Annotated in this window: 18 protein-coding genes; 9 read left to right on the top strand and 9 right to left on the bottom strand. The window is 43.6% G+C overall.

What is annotated here, in order from left to right; genetic code table 11:
* Positions 1 to 158: 158 nt before the first annotated feature.
* Entirely contained in the window at positions 159 to 1529 is a 1371-nt protein-coding gene (locus AC04MN_RS13010) for a hypothetical protein (RefSeq protein WP_475383634.1), read from the top strand.
* Here AC04MN_RS13010 and AC04MN_RS13005 read toward each other — a convergent pair.
* From AC04MN_RS13005 to AC04MN_RS12975, 7 genes are all read right to left on the bottom strand, one after another.
* Positions 1526 to 2242: a lysophospholipid acyltransferase family protein gene (locus AC04MN_RS13005; RefSeq protein ID WP_475383633.1), complete on the bottom strand. Its 717-nt coding sequence runs from the start codon at positions 2240 to 2242 to the stop codon at positions 1526 to 1528. The two genes, AC04MN_RS13010 and AC04MN_RS13005, sit on opposite strands and share 4 nt — an antisense overlap.
* Before the next feature lie 8 nt (positions 2243 to 2250).
* Positions 2251 to 3339 carry a TIGR04552 family protein gene (locus tag AC04MN_RS13000; RefSeq protein WP_475383632.1) on the bottom strand — a complete coding sequence of 363 codons (1089 nt, stop codon included), beginning with the start codon at positions 3337 to 3339 and terminating at the stop codon, positions 2251 to 2253.
* Between the two features lie 12 nt (positions 3340 to 3351).
* Complete coding sequence (locus AC04MN_RS12995; RefSeq protein WP_475383631.1) at positions 3352 to 4026, bottom strand: hypothetical protein; 675 nt, start codon at positions 4024 to 4026, stop codon at positions 3352 to 3354.
* A 191-nt stretch (positions 4027 to 4217) separates the two neighbouring features.
* Positions 4218 to 6821 carry a zinc-dependent metalloprotease gene (locus tag AC04MN_RS12990; protein WP_475383630.1) on the bottom strand — a complete coding sequence of 868 codons (2604 nt, stop codon included), beginning with the start codon at positions 6819 to 6821 and terminating at the stop codon, positions 4218 to 4220.
* Positions 6822 to 7038: 217 nt separating this feature from the next.
* Positions 7039 to 9192: a 3-hydroxyacyl-CoA dehydrogenase NAD-binding domain-containing protein gene (locus AC04MN_RS12985; RefSeq protein WP_475383629.1), complete on the bottom strand. Its 2154-nt coding sequence runs from the start codon at positions 9190 to 9192 to the stop codon at positions 7039 to 7041.
* Between the two features lie 42 nt (positions 9193 to 9234).
* On the bottom strand, positions 9235 to 10575 hold the full coding sequence (locus tag AC04MN_RS12980) for a thiolase family protein (RefSeq protein ID WP_475383628.1): 1341 nt from the start codon (positions 10573 to 10575) through the stop codon (positions 9235 to 9237).
* A gap of 258 nt (positions 10576 to 10833) precedes the next feature.
* Positions 10834 to 11460, bottom strand: coding sequence for a glutathione S-transferase family protein (locus tag AC04MN_RS12975; RefSeq protein WP_475383627.1), 627 nt, complete (start codon positions 11458 to 11460; stop codon positions 10834 to 10836).
* A 188-nt stretch (positions 11461 to 11648) separates the two neighbouring features.
* Between AC04MN_RS12975 and AC04MN_RS12970 the strand changes: the two genes are divergently transcribed.
* From AC04MN_RS12970 to AC04MN_RS12950, 5 genes are all read left to right on the top strand, one after another.
* Positions 11649 to 13961, top strand: a complete 2313-nt coding sequence (locus AC04MN_RS12970) for an NADP-dependent malic enzyme (RefSeq protein ID WP_475383626.1) — start codon at positions 11649 to 11651, stop codon at positions 13959 to 13961.
* A 69-nt stretch (positions 13962 to 14030) separates the two neighbouring features.
* Positions 14031 to 15320, top strand: a complete 1290-nt coding sequence (gene hflX, locus AC04MN_RS12965; protein ID WP_475383625.1) for a GTPase HflX — start codon at positions 14031 to 14033, stop codon at positions 15318 to 15320.
* Positions 15317 to 16558 carry an OmpP1/FadL family transporter gene (locus AC04MN_RS12960; RefSeq protein ID WP_475383624.1) on the top strand — a complete coding sequence of 414 codons (1242 nt, stop codon included), beginning with the start codon at positions 15317 to 15319 and terminating at the stop codon, positions 16556 to 16558. Before hflX ends, AC04MN_RS12960 begins: the two co-directional genes overlap by 4 nt.
* A 48-nt stretch (positions 16559 to 16606) precedes the next feature.
* Positions 16607 to 17737, top strand: a complete 1131-nt coding sequence (locus tag AC04MN_RS12955; protein ID WP_475383623.1) for a hypothetical protein — start codon at positions 16607 to 16609, stop codon at positions 17735 to 17737.
* Positions 17725 to 18141 carry a hypothetical protein gene (locus AC04MN_RS12950; protein WP_475383622.1) on the top strand — a complete coding sequence of 139 codons (417 nt, stop codon included), beginning with the start codon at positions 17725 to 17727 and terminating at the stop codon, positions 18139 to 18141. The genes AC04MN_RS12955 and AC04MN_RS12950 overlap by 13 nt, the downstream gene beginning before the upstream one ends.
* Here AC04MN_RS12950 and AC04MN_RS12945 read toward each other — a convergent pair.
* Together AC04MN_RS12945 and AC04MN_RS12940 are read right to left on the bottom strand one after the other, a co-directional pair.
* A complete protein-coding gene (locus tag AC04MN_RS12945; RefSeq protein WP_475383814.1) occupies positions 18138 to 18575 on the bottom strand; it encodes an acyl-CoA thioesterase in 438 nt (145 codons plus the stop codon). The genes AC04MN_RS12950 and AC04MN_RS12945 overlap by 4 nt on opposite strands.
* Before the next feature lie 129 nt (positions 18576 to 18704).
* Positions 18705 to 19088 (bottom strand): helix-turn-helix domain-containing protein, encoded by a 384-nt coding sequence (locus AC04MN_RS12940; RefSeq protein ID WP_475383621.1) that lies wholly within the window; start codon positions 19086 to 19088, stop codon positions 18705 to 18707.
* Positions 19089 to 19306: 218 nt separating this feature from the next.
* On the opposite strand from AC04MN_RS12940, the gene AC04MN_RS12935 reads away from it, so the two are divergent.
* Genes AC04MN_RS12935 through AC04MN_RS12925 form a run of 3 tightly spaced genes read left to right on the top strand, consistent with a single transcriptional unit; the run spans position 19307 to position 21644 of the window.
* Positions 19307 to 19732 (top strand): response regulator, encoded by a 426-nt coding sequence (locus AC04MN_RS12935; protein WP_475383620.1) that lies wholly within the window; start codon positions 19307 to 19309, stop codon positions 19730 to 19732.
* 20 nt (positions 19733 to 19752) lie between these two features.
* Complete coding sequence (locus AC04MN_RS12930; protein WP_475383619.1) at positions 19753 to 20253, top strand: chemotaxis protein CheX; 501 nt, start codon at positions 19753 to 19755, stop codon at positions 20251 to 20253.
* Positions 20253 to 21644 (top strand): HD-GYP domain-containing protein, encoded by a 1392-nt coding sequence (locus AC04MN_RS12925; RefSeq protein ID WP_475383617.1) that lies wholly within the window; start codon positions 20253 to 20255, stop codon positions 21642 to 21644. Before AC04MN_RS12930 ends, AC04MN_RS12925 begins: the two co-directional genes overlap by 1 nt.
* Positions 21645 to 21646: the final 2 nt, after the last annotated feature.

Genomic DNA, 21646 nt, shown 5'->3' with positions numbered 1-21646 from the left:
AAATACAAAGCCTTAGAGCTTGTGCGTTATAAAGTCTTTATTCAACCCCTAAGACTTATCCTACCAAAGTCCATTGGTCAAAAACTCTGGGCCAGTTCTCTGAGATGAGGGGGGCATATTGCTTGTTTTCAGAGCATAAAAGCCTCAAAATTGTAACAATGCAGCACACGTTCTTAATCTCAATGCTAAGTTTTCTGCTTTTGTTGCCTCTTTTTCCGCATATCAGTCAGGCTGCACTTCCCACCGAAGCGCCCTCAAGTATTTCTTTTTACAGAACTCGCACCAGCACGTTTCCTTCAGGTCAGCTTTCCCGCCAAGAACTTGAAGAAAAAATTTTAAGAATGGAAAAAGAAAATCATATTGAAATTGAGTGGAACCAAAAAAAATATGCCCTCAAAGAAGACCAGCTCATCGAGGAAATAGACGTGTGCTCTACCGCAGAAGTCCGCGTCGCCGCCCAGTCTTTCAAGTTCCCCGACCTGCAAGCCGAGAGTACTTTTTCACTTTCTCCGAATGCTAAAGTAAAAATTAAAAACAGTCTTGGTGCTTGGATGCAAATTGAAAACACGCAAAAGCAAACTGGCTGGGTTTTGAAAAAACATTTAAAATCGGTCAATGCCGACCAAGGTGTTTTTTTGACTTTAATACCGACCGCATTAAGAGAATCTCCCTCACAAACTTCTGTGGAAAAGGCTGCCATCAACGCCTCGGAAAGACTTAAGCCCTTAGAATACCAGAGCGGATTTATAAAAGTAGAGTACGGCGACCAATCTGGCTGGGTTGATATGTGGCATCTTGTCGGCAGAATGGATTTTGCAAAATTTGCCTACGAACCCAAACATAAATGGATCGAAGTCTCGCATCGACTCAACGATCAGGTAATCACAAAAATTGGATCAAGCATTCCCGTCTCAAAAGTGATTGGTTGGTATGCAGATGAAAACCGCGCGCTTATCAGATACGTCAGTGAGACCACCCCGCCATTAAGGGCTCATCTGCGCATTCTTTCGAAGTCCCAAGATGAATGGGTGCTTAGTAAAGTTGAAAAGCATGGCGAAGTTTGGTGGAAAAGAAATGATTCTACAAACAAATCTAAACTGGCAAGCAACAAAATCCTTACCACAGATTTGCTAAAAAAAGATTTGTACTCTATCGCTTTTCGTTCGAAAGACAGTCTTGCCGGCCTAGTTAGCTCTGATGGCGTCTGGAGATCACTGGATGGCGAAAGCTGGGAGCCCATCGCCCGCTTCGAAAAAAGCAATCTGCCAGTCGCAATTTGGCCAGGCGGAGCTTGGTACGTGGGCTCTTACCGCAGTTTAGATCAAGGCAAAACTTTTGAACCATTTATCCGCTGGGAAAAACTGACTGAAGTGTTGGAAGCAGCCATTGGACGTCCTCCAAAGCAAATCAAGATCACACAACTAAATCCAACCTCGGCCAACAACATCGAAATCACTGTTGATACGGGTTATCATACCCTAAAACTAAGTGCAGATGTGCAGTCCAACAACTGGCGTAAACTACGTTAGAAATAGCTATTCATCTGATTAAAAACTTTTTCTTGAAGTATAGGACGTTCCTTTAATTCAAACTCCGCTGTAGAAACCGGTGGAAGTATAATCATTTGAACGGGATTCCTAAACCGATGCGGTGAAGGCCACCAAGCACCTTTAGGCATGATATCTAATGCTCCCTTTATCACAACAGGAACCACTGGAACTTCAGATTGAATAGCAAATACGAAGGGGCCCGATTTAAACCTACCTAGTTTTTCTTCACTCTGCCGAGTCCCCTCTGGCGCCAAAGCAATTTGATCCCCCATTGCGAATCTAGAACGCGCCTCTTCATAGACTTTAAATACAGCCTCTCGCCGATTACGTTCGATGGGTAAAATCCCGGACCGGCGCATCGCCGCTCCAAAAAATGGAATACGAAAGAGTTCTATCTTGGCCCCAAAGCGAAGTCCTTTTAAATTAGCTGCCATGACAAAAATATCAAAAAAGCTGGTGTGATTAAAAAGAAAAACACAGCCCGTACCAGGACGGTTCTCGATGCCTTGTAAATCCACCTTAACTCCAAATAGCCAGCAAGCAATCTGCCCCCATTTTTGAATTAAAATATCCGAAAGACTTCGCACCCAAGGCGTGAATGAACTAAGAACGACAAGTATGGAAATTACAAATGTCGCGATAAAAAGCCCTAACATCCCCAGCAGAGACCTTAACATAAATAAAATCACCATGAAGCACTCTATTCTAAATCTGGAAAAACCCGCTTACGAGCCGCCAATTTTTGACGATCTTTGTAGGCATCATGTTCGCTAGGACCTGAAAGAATCTTGCTGTGAGCTTCTTGATCCATAATTTGAACTTCGTAAGGATAAAAAAATGTGAACGGATCCCGACCTGCAATTTCAATACGAATAAGCTTTCGATTAATAAATTTAATAAATCGGTGATCTTGGCCTGAAAAACTATTTTCTTTGCGTAGAATCTTATATCCAGCCCCTTCGGACTCCATGTGTTTTTCAAAGTATTCCGAAAGCCCTGCACTATCGACTATCTTACGATCTTCTAAATTTCTGCAGACATCTAAAAAGGCTTCTACTGGATACAAATTATTCGACGACTGATCGGGCATGATATGCGGAAAACTTATCACGTTTTCTTTTGCTAAGAATCTAAGAACCTGAAAAGAATCAAACAAAGATTTAGTAACAAACCGAACGCCAACCTTATCAAAGATCTTCATGGCTAACGCATCTGGCTTAGCTAGGAGCTTGATAACCGTGCTTGAAGAAGTCTTAAATGGCTTCACTTCGAAGGCAACCAACTCGACACTCTGGTCCTCACTGCTGGTACGTAGCCAAGGACTATGCGTGGCCCCATCATTGATGATGCTTTTTTGAAAAGGCGAAAGAATCTGACTTTGAATCTCTTCCGAAAAACTACTAAAAAGATCATTTTCAGAGTGCACGAAGACATGCATACAGCGTAAAATTGCACAAGACCACTTCTGAAGAGATGAATTTTCACTACTACGGTCCGAAGCAAAAACCAATAGCCTGCGAATATCCACTAACTCTTTTCGATCCGTTAACAAAGTCGGTATTTCACCAAGAGAAAAACCCAACTTTTCAGTCAATAAAACCAAAGATCGGCGGTGGTAATACCACATTTTTTCGATCTCCTGGGGATTTTCGGTATTAAAACCATAACATTGTACGAACGCATCAGCAGCATCCAAAGTGGGTACATTCAAACGTTGAATGTCGATGGCCGAACGACCGCCAGCCAGCGTTTGCAATATATCAGAATCGAACTGAAACTTACTTAACATGATAGGGATATCTTAATAGATGAAACCACAACTGTAAATATAGAAGGACCCGAGAGTTCCAGACTTGGCAGAACCACCCGAAAATTCAGTCTTATTTATGAATTTTACCTCTGCAGAAGTCGAAGTTTTCGAAATGACACCGCGAAGCACAACTTCTCCAAATTTATCTTCAAATGCAACTTCGAACTGACCTGTGCTGCGATTCCACTGACCCGACTTTAAAGTATTCAAATAAACCGGAATGGACTTAATAATCGAACCTGTCGCTGATATTTTTCCAACCTGGTCATCAAAAATTTCTATTTGCAGTCGTGAGTTTTTCGCAAGAGCTTGTCCATTTTTATCAAAATAGATCGCTCCTTCAATTTCAATTCCCGTTGAAGATGTTGGCGACCCGCTAACATTTCCAATCTTATTTGTATCCATAAAAGAGGACGCAAAGTCTTTCACAACCTGAGTAAATTTAATATCAGCATTAGATGTGTTATAGGCAGGATCAATCAACCGGCCGACACTTGCATCCTGGCTAGCGCATCCTAAGAAGGTCTTTGTATCCATTGTTTGAGCACTACCATTAGTCGCTCCGACGGTTGCCTTGGAACTCAATGAACTTTGCGGGGCTTTAGCACAAGCCATATGCAATAAAGGAAGCACCAGCATAAGAATAAGCTTTATTTTTTTATTCATGGACTTCCTCCTACTTAAGAACACTTCAAATAAGAAGCCAAGACATTGTCTCGTTTCGATTCGTCCATTCCAAATACGAGACGAAAAACTGACTCAGATCGAGTCTTTTTATTAGCGATCTCCAAATGCAAAAAAAAAAGCGCCCTAAAAGGGCGCCGAGCGATTGAAGCGTTGACAATAAATAATGTGGACTACTTTAAGCCCTGAACCGACTTTAATGACTGAATCTGCAACTTAAGATACTGAGAAAGCTCTTCCGGCAGAGACATTTGAGCTTCAATATCAGCAAGTTGTTGAGCATACGCCGCGGCTGATTTATCAGCAATTGGAGTCGCTCCCAATTCCGTGAAATTTAAATCCAAATTTTTAACAAAGACTGCTTCCAAAGAGCTCTTAGCTTGATTCGACGCAGACGTTCCAACTAACAAACTATCGGCAAAGGCCAAAGCCTTTTGTTGCATATCAACAGGTAGTTCGCCGATTGATAACGAATAAACTTTGCCGTCAATTTCGATATCAAACTTTTCATTAGAAACAGCAAACCAAGATTCAAAAAATGACGCAGACATCGAGCTTGCAGCCTGAAGCGATGACTTCAGAGCTAAACTATAAACCTGTCCTTTATCGGTAGTTAAATCCTTTTGAGGAAACAAAAAGTTCGCCGCATAAGCTTGAGCAACATAGGTATTACTTTCAACGGCATTTTGATAGTACTTACGGATCATTTCGATATCTTGATCAGATAGTTTATAATCTCGCCCGCTTAAGTTTTTACCTTCTTTGTAAAATCCAGCTTTCTCAAGATCCTGCAGTTGGCGATCGAACCATGTAGTATCTAGCTTTCCTGAGACATCAAAAGTTAAATCTTTGATCATTCTCTCAAGACCGCCAGCCTCTGCCACATGATTTTTAAGAACGGCATCAAGATAGGTATCTTCGCCTTCAGCTTGACCACCTTCAGGCGATTCTAAGTGCTTTTGCAAAGACACAAATCGAGTCATTGATTTTTTGCCGACCTTAATATCAAAAAGCGCTTCGCTGGTAAGCTTTAAAGCCTGTAAATTCGCCTGAGACCAAGCCTTAGACTCATTAATGACTTGAGACAAATCGCGCACAACGCTTGGTTGATCTCCAGGATAACGGCGCCCCACAATACTTGTGAATAGAACCTTGACCAGGTTTTCTTTTTCGTCCCGAGCATCCAAGTAAGCGCGATATAGCGGATTATTGCCAGCATCAAAGCGCGCACAACCGTAAATCTGTACACCATTTTGGGCTGCTAACGAAATATCTTCGTCAGTACAGAAGAAAGACGTCTTTTGACTGGTTGGAGTTCCTTTATAAACATAATCCATCGCCATTTTGTCATAACTTAAAGGCGCTGTTTTTAAACGTGCTGACATCAAAATATCATCGATCCCTGTCACGTAGTCCATGATCGACGTTGTCGTCTCGAGACCTTGATGGGATGGGTCTTTAAAGTAATTTTTGATCGATTCATATATTTCTTTTGCCGAAACTTTGGCACTGAATGAACCTGCAAAGTTATGTCTCATCCCCAAGGCATGCCCAAGCTCGTGAGCAACAGTGCTACGAACCGAGTCCTGCGCTAACTTCAAACGTTTGCTATCGTCAGCTTCCCGAGCCAACGCGTTGATCTTAACCAATCGCTGAGTCAAATCACAACGAACTGCCAATTTTGCCATCAAAGTTGGCGCGCCTCCGTTAGAAGCAACAAGGTCTGCGGAACCAACTCGGGTGAAGATCGTCGGCAAAAATACCTGACCTCGCAAGATTTCGCCGGTTAAGGGATCTGCTTGTGCGATGGCATAAGCAGCACCAGCATCCAACCAAGGAACCCATCGAACGATAATTGTACGCTCCATTGGAGCTGAGGAAGGATCAATACCTGGCTGAACCTTAATCACTTCTTTGCCAAACACTTTATTCCAGTAAAGAGCGCCTTCTGTTATTGCGCTAACGTACTGATCTGGCACTGACTTACTTATTGCGACCGTGATGGGCTTTTCAAGGTCCCAATGGTTGATCAAAGAAGTCTGACTTTTCGAGTAACCTTTTTTAGTAACCTTAGTTACAAAGAAACCAACATGGCGACGAGGGTCCGCTTCTTTCTTTTCGAAGTTGGCCGGCGGATCATATGGAATCAGCTGGAAATTCATATTCAGCGATTCATCGATGTTGCCTTTTTTATCATCTTGATAACGGATTTTGATGATTTGATTAATTTGAAGCTTCCCGTCGATAACACCCACATTCTGAGTATAGGCATCCACAACTGGATAGTACTGACGATTCGCAGTCGCTAAATCCCCCTCTTCTTCTTGGGGGTCACGATCTGGACCAGCGACATCATAGGGGCTTTCAAAAACCAAAGTTTTAGGCCCATGACCCCAGTTAAAGGTCACAGATTCTTCATCTTCAGCAACGATTTCGAAAGACTGAACTAACTCCCGAGCAGAGATTTCCTCGTAAACGCTTTGATAGTTTTCTTCCAGCAGGGCCACCTGATCACCCGAACGTTCGAAGCTCACCAACTGAGGCTTTAAATCAGTCCACTGCGGCGTCGAACCTGTCGAACGGCCACTCGACATCAGCAAGAAAATCTTCCCTAAAGAGGCTTTCTTCATGCGTAGGCAATTCGTCTTTTCACAAAGTTTCTCGACATTGAAAGATTCCCGAATGTCTGTTGGAGCCTGACGCTCGATAATACGCTCTTTCACACACGCTGAAAGAAGAAGCGCACTGGAAATGACTAAAGCTTTGATGATTCTCATAGGAAGCCCCCGATCAAATAATGCCCGCCCAATAAACCAATTAGAATTGGATGTGACCGCGAGGATTTAGCACGGATAGAGACTAAAAAACACTCTTTTTAAGGGCGTACTTTTTGGTAAGCTTCCTTGAAGATGACACAGATGTAAAATATACCAAAAAAACAAGGGGAGTTAATTCTCCCCTTGTTTAAATAGATTTGACGTATTTTTAAGTGAACTACTTTTTGTAAAATTTCTCGTTGGCCTTCGCCAGTTTATTCAAGGCCTCTGCAGGCTTCAATCGAGATGCTTTACGCTCCATAGCATAGTGCGATAGCTGATCTGCTATATACTGCGTTCCCACAGAATCCGCATATTTCAATAGCCCACCACGGAACGGAGGAAAGCCCGTACCCATGATCATCGCCAAATCGACCTCTTCAGGAAGCTCAACAATCTTGTCGTCATAGAACGCCCGTGAGCACTCATTCACCATAGCGAATACTCCGCGCTCAATGCACTCCTTCGAGTTGTATGGATTTGAAGGTTGTCCCAACCCCAACGCCGAGTAAATTCCAGAATCCACCGGACCCCGTTTACCTTCCGCATCGTAAGTATAAAAACCTTTACCGTTCTTTTTACCTAAACGACCGGTTTTTTCCAGAGCGTCCATACAAGGAGCCATCTCGATGCGTTCACCAAATGACTTTTTAAAGATTTTTAAAACCTTAATACAAACATCAAGACCGACCTCATCCATCAAAGCAAAGGGTCCCATCGGCATCCCAAACTCGTTGACGTAAGCTTTATCAACGACTTCGATATCCATTCCCTCTTGCGCCAAGAATGCAGCCTCAGCCATATATGGAAGCAATAGACGGTTCACTAAAAAGCCAGGACCATCTTTAACTACGACAGGCATTTTACCCATTTTTTTGGTAAGCTCAAAAATCGTCGCAATGGTCTCGTCGGAAGTTTTCTCTCCACGAATTACTTCCACCAGAGGCATTTTATTTACCGGGTTGAAAAAGTGCATACCCGCAAAATACTCTGGACGAGGATGACCTTTAGACATCTCGGTCACAGACAAGGAAGATGTATTAGTTGCGATAATAGCATCCGGACGCATTTGACCTGCGCATTCGCCGATGACTTTTTGTTTGATCCCCATATCCTCAACGATTGCTTCAACCACAACATCTAAATTTTTGAATCCCGAATAATCTGTGGTTACAGTCACGCGATCCATTTTTTGCTGGAACTGATATTTATCAATCGATTTTCTTTTTAACAACTTCGCCCACAAATCACGAGCGTGCTTGAGTCCTTTACCCAATGCCTCAGGATTTAAATCCTTCATACGAACATCGACACCTTTATCAGCAGCAACATAGGCAATTCCGCCACCCATGGTACCGGCGCCAAGAATTCCTAAACCACGCACATCTTTAGGCTTCACATCCACACCCGGAACACCAGACTGTTTTTTAACCATCTCGGTCAAATAAAAGACGTGAATCAAATTTTTAGATACCGGAGTGATAGCACACTCACAGAATCCTTCGCGTTCAATTCGAAGAGCTTCGTCGCGATTACTCATGCCATAAGTCTTCTGAATGATTTCAAGAGCCTTTAATGGAGCTGGGTAGTGCCCACGAGTCAACTTCATCACGCCTTCGCGCGCCTTCTTAAAAACAATACCTTTTAATGGTCCCTCAATAAGTACATTCATCGCCCCCTGGGCTTTAAATGTTTTACGTCGTTTTTTAGCGCCACTCGCGATGATTTCCTGCGCCCATTTCACGGCCTGCTCAACCAATAAGTTTGGATGAACTACTTTATCCACAAGGCCGCTTTTTTGAGCCTTTTTAGAGTTAACCGCTTTACCCGCCAAAATTATATCAAGCGATGCCTGCAAACCAATAATTCTTGGCATTCGAACGCAGCCCCCAAAACCGGGAACGATTCCCAGTTGAGTCTCTGGAAGCCCAATTTTTGTTGAAGAATCATCCGAAGCAATACGGTAATCACAAGCCATGATGAATTCGGTACCACCGCCCATGCAGGCTCCATTCACAGCTGCGATCGTCGGCATTTTCAAATCTTCAAGTAAGTTGAAAACGTCCTGCCCACCTTTAACCGCAGCCTCGTACTGGTCTTTAGTGGTCATCGCCTGAATTTCTTCAATGTCCGCACCAGCTATAAAAATTTTAGGTTTATTCGATTTAAAAATAACTGCTTTGAACGAAGACTTATTTAATTCCTCAATAACTTCTTTAAGTCTCATCATCACCGGTGTTGAAAATTTATTTACTTTCTCTCCGGGAAGATCAAACTCGACGATCGCGATGTCACCTTGAGGAACGATTTTTAAACTGTCTTTGATGCTCATAATATTTGTCCTTTATCGTATCTAAATTTGCTCAAGTTGATTCTATTCAAGTTCCAAAATCATTGATCCGCCTTGCCCACCACCAATACAAAGTGTGGCCAAACCGAACTGAACTTGACGACGTTTCATTTCTTTCATCAGAGTCAACACCAAGCGAGTCCCTGTAGCACCCACCGGGTGACCAAGAGCGATTGCTCCGCCATTCACGTTTAAAATGTCATCACGAATTTCACCCGTCTTAGCAGATTGCCCTAATTTTTCCTGCCCAAATTTATCCGAATCAAATGCCCGCTGACATGCCATTACCTGAGCCGCAAAGGCCTCATTCAACTCAACTAGACCGATATCCTTCATCGTTAAACCGGCGCGCTTTAAGGCAACTGGAGTCGAATACGCGGGACCTAACCCCATGCGCTCGGGCTCTAGGCCTGCAAATCCGTAAGAGCGAATACGAGCAATCGGCTTATAACCCAAAGCCTCTGCTTTTTCTCGCGACATTAACAATACCATGGCAGCACCATCCGTGATTGGACATGCATTTCCCGCAGTGATCGAACCCGTTGCTTTATCGAAAAAGGGTTTTAGTTTTCCTAATTGCTCGACACTTTGCCCGTCTCTGGGACCAATATCTTCACTGATGACTTCTTTATAGTCAGGCGCAAGATACACTGGAGTCACTTCTTCTTTAAGACGTCCTTCTTTCCATGCTTTCACCGCCTTAAGATGCGAATTTGTTGCAAATTGATCTTGCATCAGTCGAGACAAGCCCCACTCTTTTGCCAAGATCTCTGCAGTTTGCCCCATGTTAATACCAACAAATGGATCGGTCAGTCCCTGCATCACTGAAATAACAGGAAAATATTCATCCTTCATATTTCCTTGCAGAAGCGCGCGAATCTGTTTCACGTCCGCCTTAAATAATTGCCACAACAACGGAAGCGCCTGACTTGGCCCTTTCGCCGTAAATAGCTTATCGAAAATGCCTTGAATTTTCGTAGGCAACAGAGTTGGCATTTGCGACATGTTTTCAGTACCACCGGCCAAGATAACATCCATCGTTCCAGATTTAATTTTCTCGTAGCCGTTAGAAATCGACTCTAGAGCCGAAGCGCAGTTACGGTGGACTGTATAAGCAGAAGTTTTCATTGGAACGCCGGCATTCAAAGCGACAACTCGCGAAATATTCACGGCATCGACCGGATTTCCCGTATTACCAATGATTACTTCATCAACAAGATTCACATCTAAATTTGCCTGAGCAATCAGCTGCTTTAAAGCCACTTTCCCCAGCTCTCCTGGATGAACGGATTTAAGTTTGGTTCCTGATTTTGCAAAGGGCGTACGAACACCTTCTACGATGACGACATCACGTGGTGATTTCATGGAGATCTCCTTTTAATAGACTTCTTATAGCCGAAAGTCTTTTCGGAATAACATATTAAAAGGATAGGGTTTTTTAGAAAATAGTGGCAAGCTAATGAGACTTTAGTCACATATTTAATGCAGTGCGCTTCTTAAGGGCGAGCTACATTTACTTTAACTTCAGCCGCTAAACTCCTTGTCTAGCGGCTCTTTGATAGATTTTTTTGATTTGAAACTCTAGTTCCGAGTCTCAGTATGATTCAACCGCGATATTATGTCTTAATGCATATCGGGAATTTCAAAAACCTTCGTTTTTATCGCCGCAGGACGTTTCATAAGCCTTTCCATATAGGCTTTCATTGCTGGGTAAGGCTCGATAATGAAATCCCAAGCACCAGGTAAAACGGCCGCAAGCATGATATCCGCCGCTGAAAACCCAGATTTTAAGATGTAATCTTGTTTTTCTAAAATAGGCAGTAAAGCTTTAATATAGTTCTCGCATTGACTTTTCACGAAGGCATGAGTTGCGGCCTTTTCTTCCTCTGTTCTTACGTGAGTGAACATTCGCGCAATGGCGCTTTCTAATGATGCTGTCGACCAGACCATCCACTGTAAATACTCGGCTCGCAATGGGGATGATAATTCAGGAGCTAACTGAATCTTTTGAGAGTACTTGTCGGCTAAGTAAATACAAATCGCTGCTGACTCAAAAACCACTGTTCCGCTATCTACGATCGTTGGCACCCGTCCCATTGGGTTCAACTTAAGGTACTCCGGAGAAGTCATTTCTCCTTTTTTCTTGTTTAAATAATGATCTTCGTAAGGAACTTGCAGCTCTTCGAGAAGCCAACGAACGCGATCACTTCGATCTTGATTTGCCATGCAGTAAATTTTTATTGGAGCCATATCAACCTTCCGTAAAGAATATTTGAGACATGGTTTCACGAAGATTTTGCTTCGGCAATTGCTTAAAAACACAGCGCATTAGTTCATGCCACCACACACAATATTTTTGAAAACTCGGTCAAAATCGCCGTGTTAAGTTGACCCTTTTTCCGTCACCTACTAGAGTTTCTTATCCATAGGAGTTCAGTTTGGAAAATAAAGAAAATAACTCGAATTATCAGGAAGCTCTTGAATATCACGCAAAACCGAAACCTGGTAAAATCGAAGTCATCTCTAGCAAAGCCTGTGTTACGGAAAAAGATTTAGCCTTGGCATATTCACCTGGAGTCGCGGCTCCTTGCAAAGCCATCGCCAAAGATCCTTCGACTGTTTATGATTACACTTCCAAGGGCAACCTTGTTGCCGTTATTTCAAATGGAACTGCCGTTCTTGGACTTGGCGACATTGGTGCTTTAGCCGGTAAACCAGTGATGGAAGGTAAAGGTATTCTGTTTAAACAATTCGCTGGTATCGATGTGTTCGACATCGAAGTGGATACCAAAGACGTCGACACTTTCTGCAACGCAGTCCGCGTTTTAGAGCCTACATTTGGCGGAATCAACCTTGAAGACATTAAAGCTCCAGAGTGCTTTGAAATTGAAGAGCGCCTAAAGGCTGAAATGAAGATCCCTGTCTTCCACGACGATCAACACGGAACAGCCATCGTCAGTGGCGCTGCTCTTTTAAATGCATGTTTGATCACCAATCGTAAAATGGAAGATTTGAAAATCGTCGTCAACGGAGCCGGTGCCTCTGCAAACTCTTGCTCAAATATTTTTATTTCTTTAGGCGTTCGCCGCGAAAACTTGATTATGTGTGATTCCCAAGGGGTCATCTATAAAGGCCGCACTAAGGGCATGAACAAATACAAAGAAAAATTTGCTTCTGAAACCGAAGCGCGTACTTTATCCGAGGCCCTCAAAGGCGCAGACTGCTTTGTTGGGCTTTCCGTCGCAGGAGCCTTAACTCCTGAAATGCTTAAAGATATGGCTCCAAATCCTATCATTTTCGCCATGGCCAATCCGGATCCAGAAATTACACCACCAAAAGCACGTGAGGCCCGCCCAGATGCCATCATTGCCACTGGTCGCTCGGATTATCCAAACCAAGTAAATAACGTTCTCGGCTTCCCATCAATTTTCCGTGGAGCCCTAGACACTCGATCCACGCAGATCAATGAAGAAATGAAGCTTGCAGCAGTACATGCCTTGGCAACACTGGCTCGTGAAGATGTCCCCGACTATGTCTCGGCAACTTACGGTGGTAAATCCTTCAAGTTTGGACGCGAGTACTTAATTCCCAAACCATTCGATTCACGAGTTTTGATGTGGGTAGCTCCGGCGGTTGCTAAAGCCGCTATCAAATCCGGCGTTGCGACTAAAAAAATTGAAGACTGGAATGCTTATCGCGAAAGCCTTGAGGCTCTGCAAGGCCCATCGAAGATCTTCATTCGCTCTGCAATCAACCGAGTTCGGGCGAACACAGAAGCAAATTCGGGCAAAAAGCCGCGCATGATCTTCCCTGAAGGAACAAGCTCTCGGGTATTAAAAGCATTAACAACGTTGGTTGAAGAAGGTATTTGTGAACCTATTCTTTTGGGTTACCCAGATCGCGTCGCTGCCAAAATTAAAGAACTTGATTTAAAGGGACTTGAAAATATTCAAGTCATTCACCCAAGCTCTCATCCAAAGTTTAAAGACTACGCTCGAGAGCTATACAAACGCCGTCAAAGAAAAGGTGTCAACCTTGATGAGGCCGAACGTATCATGGCAGATCCAAACTACTTTGCTTCGATGATGATAGAGCAAGGGGATGCAGATTGCCTAGTTACAGGTTCCCAACAACATTACGGAGATGCTGTTCGTCCAATTTTAAAAACAATTGGCATGCATACAGACGGAGTCCCGGCGGGTCTTAACTTCATACTTCTTGAAGATAAAATGATCTTATTGTCTGATACGGCCGTTAACATCAATCCTTCGGCAGAAGAGTGCGCAAAAATTGCGATTCAGGCCGTGCGGGTTGCTGAGTTCTTTGGACTTGAGCCTTCCGTTGCCATGCTGTCATACAGCAGCTTTACGGGAACCGGCGAAACTCCAGCTAAGATGAAAAAAGCGGCTGAATTGGTTAAAAAAGTGCGCCCTGATATATCGGTAGATGGCGACATTCAGGCTGATACAGCGGTAAATCCTGTCTTGGTTGAAAAACTTTTCCCATTCTGCGATTTAAAATCTGGTGCCAATATCTTAATTTTCCCTAATTTAGAATCAGCCAATATCACATATAAATTGATTCAACAGTTAGGCAAGGTTGAGGTTATTGGGCCCTTCCTGATGGGTATTCGCCGTTCTGCAAACGTATTACAGCGAACTGCAACGGTTGATCAAATCGTCAACTCAGCAGTCCTCACGGCACTTGAGGCTCAGTACATTGCGGACTTCCGCAAAAAGAATGCGAATTAATATTATTTTCCAATAGACATCTCCCCTCGACTTGTTATCCTAAATACAACCAAAGTCGAGGGGATTTCATTGTCACAGAATTTTGGAATAAAAAACGGAAGCGGAAATGCCATTCAAGCCAACGACCGAGTGATCGTTATCGGCGTCGGACTTAAAACAGAACCCATCGGTGAAATCAAAGAAAATCTGTTAGAACTGGAAGAGCTGGTCGGCGCAGCCGGGGGCGAAGTCGTCGGTTCAATCATTCAAACTTTACCGCAATGGAACCCAGCAACCTTGATTGGTTCAGGCAAAGTTGAAGAGGTTGCCGAAATGGTCCGGGATTCCCATGCAAGCCTCGTCGTCATGGACCATCAACTATCCGGAGTTCAACAACGAAACCTTCAAGAAATCGTTAAAGTTCGAGTGATCGATCGCAATCAATTAATCTTAGATATTTTTGCTCAGCGAGCACAGACCTTCGAGGGAAAACTTCAAGTAGAACTTGCACAGCTCTTAGATCAAATGCCTCGGATGGTTGATGCATGGCTTGGCTCGCTTTCACGTCAAGGTGGAGGTATCGGAACTCGAGGTCCAGGTGAAACGGCCCTCGAGAACGACCGCCGACGTATTCGCGAACGCGTGGCTTTAATTAGGAAGAAACTTGAAGGTGTGCGAAAAAATCGGGCTCAGCATCGCAATTCGCGCCGACGTCACGAAATCCCAAGCTTTGCATTGATCGGTTATACCAACTCGGGCAAAAGTTCGCTTCTCAATCGACTTACGGGATCTCAAGTCTTAGCGAAGAACCAAGTTTTTGCCACACTTGATCCCACAACACGGAAGGTCTTCCTTCCCGAAGGCCCACCGGCCGTCGTCACAGATACAGTTGGATTCATTCGAAAGCTGCCTACTCAGTTAATCGAAGCCTTTAAAGCAACACTTGAAGAATCAGCGGAAGCCGACGTCCTTCTTCACATCGTCGATTTATCTTCGCCGAATATGGAAAGGCAAATTGAAGTTGTGGATCAACTAATTCAAGAATTTAATTGGCAGGATAAAAAAATCATCCACGTCTTTAATAAAGTAGATGTGGCCCCGATCGAAAGACAATTCCGGGTCAAAAAACATCCGCGGATTTTTGTAAGTGCGATGACCGGCCAAGGGATCGAGCAACTTAAGCAAATGATGATAGATGCCATCCGAGAAATGCAAACCGAGGTTCAACTTTACTTCCCTCGCGCCGAGGAATTTAAGATATTTGACCTAGGACGGGAAACACAAATTCTTCGCAAAGAGACCGCGACCGAAGGAACTGTTTGCTACACCACCCTGACGCCCGCTCTGATCACTCGCTGGAAAGACTATATTATAAAATGAAGATCTTAGCTATTACACTTCAGGTATTACTTGCAGTAAACACATCTCATGCCGCCTTTTCTAATCCCAATGCACTAGCCCTGGGGGATCGCGCTTCGGGAATGGGCGGAGCGGCGACGGCACTAACAGGCGATGTCTCTTCGGCAGCATTTTACAATCCGGCGGTTCTGGCTCGATCTCCGGGGCAAAGTTTTTCAGCCTCGGCCTCTGTTTATAAAAAATTTGATACCATTTACGGTGGCGATGCCGATTACACCAAAACACCGCTTAGAATTAACACGGGTTATTTCCGCTCCATTCCCGCGTCAACCGGAAATATTTTAAGTTTCGGAGACTACAAAGTGGGTTTAAGCATAGTGGTTCCCGACTACGACGCTTTTAAAGGAGATCTTAGAAATACCACAACTGGCACCTCGACACTTTCTTATACTGATGAGTCTCTGTGGGTTGGCGGAGCCGTCTCTAAAAATATCGATGCGGACTCGTCCGTGGGGGCGACTTTATACTACACAGCCCGAAACTTTCAGCGTTCGATTCAAGATAAGACTTATTCAGGCAATACTTTAACAGAGCTGTTTACATCCGAGGAAACGCTTCAACAAAACTCAATCGTGGCGGTGTTTGGGTATTATCGAAAGATCAATCCTAGTTTAGCCATTGGCTTATCCTTACGACCAGGTGGTTTTAGCTTTCACAGCACAGGCACCTACTTCGAGGACCATGTCACCGGAGGCACCTCACAATCCAGAATTAACGAAAACAGTTTAAGCGCAAAAAACTTTATCCCGGGAAAGTTAGGACTTGGTCTTGCTTGGGGGAATAACGATGGCTGGACTATCACATCGGATCTGACCCTACATGAAGGTTACACCTATAAAAGTATAGACTACGATGATCGCGGGACTCTTTTATCCTACAAGGCCACTTGGAATGCTGCCTTCGGAGTCGAAAAAAAGTTTATGGATTGGTTCCGCCTTCGTACGGGTTTTTTCAGCAATTTCTCGGCACATCCAAATCCAGAACCCAGCCTTGCAAAACTTCAAGGCGAACGCGTAGACCAAGCTGGGTTTGCGGCAAACCTGAATTTTATTTCTGCCAAAAAAGTAAGCTATACTTTCGGTGGGTACTGGACTGGCGGCCGAGGACGCGCCATCACCAGAACAGAACAGCAGTTTCAAGTCAGTACAAAAGTTCAAAACATATTTACAATGCTTGTCGGCACGTCGTTTTATTTTTAGAGCCACAGAACAAGTTTATGTTTTCATTACATATTCCGATAGGGGGATATGCTTAAAAACCTTGGGTTGATCACTTTAACGGGCCTCCTCTTTTCCTGCCCTAATTTATACGCAGCCACTTCGGCTCCCCGTTGCCATAACATGACTGCGGGCAAAGGTGATATTAGCAAAAACAATATCCTAAACGAGCAGCTTTTTTCATCAAAGGATCCACTCATACTTTCTTGGCGAGCTCAAAATACTCCTTCATCGATAATCAACAAAGCTTGCCCTCCGATTAAATCAAATTGGAGTAAAATTAAGGAGCTAGCACCCTTAGCTAAAGTTCAAGCAGCAGCGGTTCGCCCCAAAAAAATTCGTAGCGAGTGCATTCAATCTTCCCTCCAAAGAGAAGTCGACAATGAAGGCTTCATCTGTAAAGGAAACACCCCAGTTAAATTTGAAAACCAAAGTTCAAAAACTCCATGCATTACCTCTGATATCGTTAACTACATGCAGTTTGCCGTGAACGAGGCACTGGACTGTGTTTCACCTGCAGGCAACCCCATCGACGCACGTTTTATAATGAAGAAGTACAACAATGAAACCGGATTCAATTTCTTTCTAGGATACTCAGGGGGCGTCGGCCTAGGGCAACTCACCTCTGATCCGGTCAAAGAAATCGCAGGCTGGAGTGAAAAATCTGGAAAAAAAACCATCTTTAACGAAGGACAAGCTAAACCAATACTTGAAGAACTCATGAATTCTGCAAAGCCCTCGTGTCAGGCCTTCAAAAAAGTTTTACAGGCAGATCTGCAAAAACCGCCTCCCCTCCCAAACAAAAAAGCAAATTACTGTCATTGGCTAAGTATCGGAAATGGCCTAACTCGGAATCTTTTTTATAGCATGGCCTATTATCGTTGGGTCCGAGACGCCATCGTACTGCCAAAAATATCAGAGAGGGCTCCGAACATGGCAAAAGATCCCGACATCGTAAATGCTTTTACTTTGGTTGCCTATGGCCCTGGCGGATTGACCCAGGCAAAATCACTTATCCAGCGCCTGAGATTAAACAAATCCAGCAATAAAGCAGAGGTCCTGAAAAAACTTAAACAGGCCTCTGAATACTATCAACAGACTGAAGAAAAAATGACCGAGCTTTCACCGAGTGGTTTAACGGGGGATGCATGCGTTCAATAACAAGTAAATTAGCTCTTTTTTTTCTGATAATCTTCTGCCTTCAGAAGGTATTTGCGGCCGAACCAAAACCCTTTTCTGAACAAGGTCTTTTAGCGATCTCTACAGAAAAATTAGACTCTTTAAAGCCAGAAAATAACTTAAATAAAAAACTGAAAGCTTTAAATGAAGTTTTAGCCGCAGCTAAAAAATTCCTAAGTGAACAAGAAAAAATAAACAGCGAAATAGGACACCCAAGCGAAGATGCATTGAATAGATTTATTCTGCAAATAGAAGAAATCACAAAAATTAAAAATGAAAGCCTTGAAAAAAACTGCGCCCGACAAAAATTCAATATCGAGCGCGATAAGACTAATTCCTGGGATTACAGCGAAAGTAAAAAATGGCTTAAAGCCATCTGCCCTTAAGGCCGCGGACGACGTTCTTGCAAGCGCAACTGACGACGTGCCTGAGCTTGTGAAAAACGTCGGCGATCCTCGTCATTTTCCAAAATCAACTCGGGAATACTGGATGGTTTTCCATTAGAACCTAAAGCGACAAAAGTAAGATAGGCGCTCGCAGTATGAAAGGTCTCTCCGGTTTTTGGATTTTCAGCATCCACCCGCACTCCGACCTCCATAGAGGTTCTTGATACAAAATTCAAACTGGCTTTTAAATTAACAACCCATCCTTTATAAACCGGAGCCACAAAATCCAACTTATCAATAGAGGCAGTCACAACCTCTTTGTTCGAATGGCGTTGAGCACAGATCGCAGCCGCAATATCTATCCACGACATTACTGTTCCCCCAAACACAGAACCTAAAGAGTTCGTATGTGATGGAAGAACCAATTGAGTCATTATCACTTGCGATGCTGATACCGGTTTTGCCTGAGATGAGTTCACAAAAAATCCTTTATAATTTATTTGGCCCTATCATAACAAAAAAGGCCCCCTAACGGGAGCCTTTTACTTAAAACTGAGTCTTAATTAAATACCAAGATCAGAATTTCCAGTGCGGTTCATACCACCAGTTGGAAGAGTCGTAGCAGCAACTGTAGCGTTTCCAGCAGGAATCGTTTGAGTTGCATTCATGCCATAGTTGCTTGCAGTTGCAGCAGCGGCATTAGCGTTGTTCTCAACACGAGCTTCATTTTCAACAAAGCCCAAGTGAGGAAGACACCATACGATCAACTGAGCGCGAGACTTCACGTTCATTTTTTTGTAGATGTTTGTTAAATGGAACTTAACTGTTTTTTCAGTTACAAAAAGCTGGTTCGCAACTTCCTTGTTGGACAAGCCTTTTGATACAAGTTCAGCCACTTCGGCTTCTCTATTTGAAAGACCTTTTTGAATCAGGACATCTCTGAGCATCCTTGCTCCTCCCGCTGATTGTTTATCGTTTTGACACTTTTTTATTATTTTTCGTGCATCTTAGGACTCATGTCCAAATTTGCAACACCACCTGACTCAAAGTCTTACAAGGATTTATTGATTTCGCAATAGGTTTGGACTCGAGTTTTAAAAAACTGGACCGATAGGTGTGTAGTAAATACAAAAATCAACTAAGTACAACTAAGTGGGGTTTTATTATGTTTCCTAGCGATACCAAGTTCCTGGTGGTGGATGACTTCGCAACTATGCGAAAAATCATCAAAAAAGTGCTTAACGAGCTCGGCTACACCAACGTAGAAGAAGCTGACGATGGAAAAACAGCACTGCCTTTAATCCAGCAGGCTCACGACAAAGGTCAGCCATATGGCTTCATTATTTCCGATTGGAACATGCCTGGGATGCAGGGCATCGATCTTTTGAAGGCCTGCAAAGCGGATCCACGCTTTAAATCCACTCCTTTTATGCTAGTAACAGCTGAATCTGAACAAAAACATATCTTAGAAGCCGCAAAAGCTGGAGTCTCTGATTATGTTGTTAAGCCGTTCAACTCAGCAACGCTGAAAGCAAAAATGGAACGGGTTTGGGCTAAACACAATTCAACATCTCAACCAAAAGCGTCTTAATTTGACGACAGGAGTATGCAATGTCTGCAGCACCTAAAGAAAACGTCAATCCGCTTTTTGATAAACGCCTTATTGCTGCGTTTGTTGATGGTGTATTGAAAGTTGTAAAAACTATGGCGTCAACGGACGCAACACCAGGTAAACCCTTTATCGAGCCCAACTTTACTATGAAGGGCGATATCGCGGGAATGGTCGGAATGGTTGCTCCTCCACTTAAGGGCACCCTATTGATTACCTTTCCTAAAGATGGCATTTTACATGTTTGCGAAAATATGGTCGGAGAGAAATATCCAGATATCAACAAAGATGTCTCTGATGCCGTTGGTGAACTTACAAATATGATTTACGGTCAAGCCAAAGCTACGCTTAATCAAATGGGCTACAACTTTGAGATGGCTATCCCTTCAGTTATTCGTGGTGACTTTATTATCGCGAAGGCTTCAAAGGGCGCTACTTTGGTGATCCCCTTTAACTTGACCAACAATACCACTTTCTACGTGGAGATTACGGTACAACAGTAATGTCAAACTCGACTGAAACTAAAACAGTCGACGTACTTATCGGCAGCCCTCGATATGAATTCTGGAGGACTGTCGAAGCCATTTTAAAGGACTACTATCCGTATCGCTTAAAATGGGTCAAATCCGCTGAAGAGTTGGCCGAAATCACCTCTTCAGCCGAATTCTCTCCGCTTTTAGCTCTTATAGATGGCTTCGAAGGCACCGACAAAACAAACGAGTGGACTCAGACCGCAAAAATGAATTTTGATCGCTGCCCAATCATCATCCTTCATGCAGGCCAACACCCCATGGATTTTGAAAAGCTGAAAAAAAATGGGGCCACCGAGATCATGCATATCAACTATGACCGAGAGTTTATCTCGGACATGATTTTAGCACTTGCTCCGGTAGATATGGAAGGCTCGATTCCCAAATCAGCCCTACTCGCGGTCGACACCCGAGACTTCATGGAAGACAGTGATTTAAATTTTGATCTTTACGTGCACTTACCTTCAAACAACAAAACTCTGAAGTATCGTAAAGAGGGCGCCAAGGTTGAAAAAAAGGATCTTGAAAAGTTTCAGACGTCCGAACAGCACATGTATGTGAAAAAAACGCAAACAAAAGCGTTTTTTGAATACGCCCGGACGATGGCCTCCATGAAAGATGTCGATGCCCCGGTCAGCATTACTGAAAAATTGAATAAATCAAAAAAGAATATTTACGACATCATGAATCGCTTCATGAATGGCCAAGCCACGGACTATGAATCCGGTCGCGCAATCTACGAGCGCTGCAAAGAAATCATCGAAGAATTCGATTTCACAAAAGACTTCGCCACCGGAAAAGATCTTTTTAACGAAATTTGCCGTTTCACCGGTGCGACTCGTTCTTGTTATAACGATGCCATCAATATGGCTGCATTTGCTGCCTATTTCGCACAGGGTTTAGGCTGGGATAAAGCAAAACGAGAAGCTGCCGCTCTTGCAGGATTGCTTCACAATGTCGGCATAGCCCAATTACCAAGCTCGGCAATAAATAAAACACCTGAGTCAATGACCGACGATGAACTTGCAGAATTTAAACTTTATCCCGAACGTTCTGTGATCATGGTTAAAGGTAAAAAAGTACCCTTACCTCCGGAGGTCTCTCAGGGGATAGCACAGCACCGCGAGCGCTCGGACGGTCGAGGCTTTCCACATGGAATAAAAAACGATCGCATGGATGAGATGGGCAAGCTTTTAATTATTGCTTGGCAGTTTCTTGATATGACCGGCCTGAAAGACGAGCGAGCCGAAGGCTTCAAGCCCGGCGCAGCACTTCAGTTCCTAAAAGAGGATGCTATCAAAGGTAACGAGGCTGCGGATCTAGTTATGATCTCAACTCTGGCTAAAAAACTTGTACATAATTAATC

Source organism: Bdellovibrio sp. ZFWA1, assembly GCF_056175665.1.
Note: the sequence above shows the minus strand (reverse complement) of the source record. Positions and strands in the feature narration are given on the sequence as shown.